Annotated in this window: 1 protein-coding gene; it reads left to right on the top strand. The window is 55.6% G+C overall.

The window, feature by feature from the left end; translation table 11 throughout:
- Positions 1 to 143: 143 nt before the first annotated feature.
- Positions 144 to 1,977: condensation domain-containing protein (locus GSQ86_RS02140; protein ID WP_216840976.1), on the top strand; the 1,834-nt coding region annotated here is incomplete at its 3' end.

Below are 1,977 nucleotides of genomic sequence, written 5' to 3'. Positions count from 1 at the left end.
CCCAGCTGCGCGAAGAGTTCGACCTCGATATCCCCATCCTCGACCTCTTCCGCTTCACTACCATCCATTCCCTCGCCTCGCATATCGATTGTGGCATTGGAACGGGGGCAGTTCAAGCATCGTGGACACCGTTGGAGCACACGTTGTCTCGCTCACAGCTGCGTTTGTGGTTTATGGATCAATTTGATCCCGGGAACGCGGTCTACAACATTTTGAGCTGCGTACGTTTGACTGGAGACCTGTCCCCGCAGTTTTTTGAGCGAAGCTTTAAAGCCATTCTGGACCGGCATGAGTCATTGCGCACCGACTTTCATCAGCGTGACGGAATTCCATTCGCGCGCGTGATGGCTGCGGAAGACTGGCGCATGTCGTTCGTGGACTTTTCGGACCTTCCTCTGTCGCAGCGCGATACAGCGGTGATCCTCCATCTCGAAGAAGAGGCACGTAGACCGTTCTCTCTGGAAGATTCCCCACTCTTTCGTGCCACGCTGCTGCGCACAGGGCCGCAGGACCATATCGTGCTCCTGGTGGTGCATCACATTGTCTTTGACGGCTGGTCTATGGGGGTTCTCTCGCAAGAACTGATGGCGTTGTACGAGGCGTTTGTGACGCATACAAGACCCGCGCTTCTTTCCTTGCGTTATCAGTACCGCGATTTCATCCTCTGGGAGCAACAGCAAGCAGAAGAGATCGGGAACCGCGACGTTGGCTATTGGAAAAAGAAGTTGGGAGGCGATCTACCGGTCCTGGAATTGCCGACCGATCACAGAAGACCTCCGAGTCGAAGTTTCCGCGGAAGGCGCAGCTTTATCAACATCCCGACAGAATTAGTCGAAGATCTGGAACGTGTTAGCCGGAAAGAAAATGCAACATTGTTTATGTCGTTGTTCGCCATCTTCAATGTACTGCTCATGAAATATTCCCGACAGATGGATCTGCTCGTCGGGACGCCGGTTGGCGGACGGCTGCATAGCGACTTTGAGAATCTGATTGGCTTCTTCGCGAATACCCTGGTGCTGCGGACTGACCTGAGCGGCAATCCAACTTTTACTCAGCTGTTGAAGCGAGTTCACGAAACAACTCTCGAAGCCTATCAACACCAAAATGTGTCCTTCGATCAGCTGGTAGAAGAGTTACAGCCAGAACGGGAACTCGACCGCAGCCCGATCTTCCAGGTCCTCTTTACTCTTCACAACGCCCCTGCTCCGCAGAATCTGGATGGGATCTTTCAGATGTCTCTGGTCGAATTCGAATCGTCGTTTTCCCGCTTCGATCTATCGGTAGATATCTATTCGTTGCCTGTGGGAGGAGGGTATCGATGTGAGTTTGAGTACAGCACGGATTTATTTGAGGAGGGGACGATCAGGCAGATGCAGGGGCACTATGTGCGTTTGCTGGAAGAGGTAGTGAAGGACGGGGAGCGGCGGATCGGGGAGCTGCCGTTACTGAGCGCAGGGGAGCGGGAGGAAGTCCTGCAGGCCTGGAACCAGACATCGCGAGGGAGAGCTGGATACAGGACGGTAGCTGAGTGGTTCGGGGCGCAGGCAAGCGAGACGCCGGATGGGATCGCAGTAGAGATGGGCGATCAGGCGTTGAGTTATGCGGAGCTGGATGCGTGGTCAAGCCGTGTGGCGGCAGGGTTGCGGAAGCGTGGTATTGGCCGGGAAGCCGTGGTGGGGTTGTATGTAAGCCGGAGCGTGGAGATGGTGGTATGCCTGCTGGGGATTATGAAGGCGGGAGGCGCCTATCTGCCGCTGGACCCTGGCTATCCATCGCATCGGATCGCATACCTGGTGAAGGACTCAGGCGTGAGCCTGATCGTGACAGAGAAGAGCCTGCTGAGTTCTTTGCCGGAGAGTGGAGCGCAGGTAGTGCTGCTGGAAGAAGTGCTGAGCGCGCCAGAGATGGAGAGGGTAGAAGAAGCCGGGAGCAGCGAAGACCTGGCCTACCTGATCTACACTTCGGGATCGACAGGGG

Origin of the sequence: Acidobacterium sp. S8 (assembly GCF_009765985.1) — a bacterium.
GTDB lineage: Bacteria > Acidobacteriota > Terriglobia > Terriglobales > Acidobacteriaceae > Alloacidobacterium.
The sequence above is the reverse complement of the archived record's forward strand: the minus strand, read 5'-3'. Positions and strand labels throughout refer to the sequence as shown.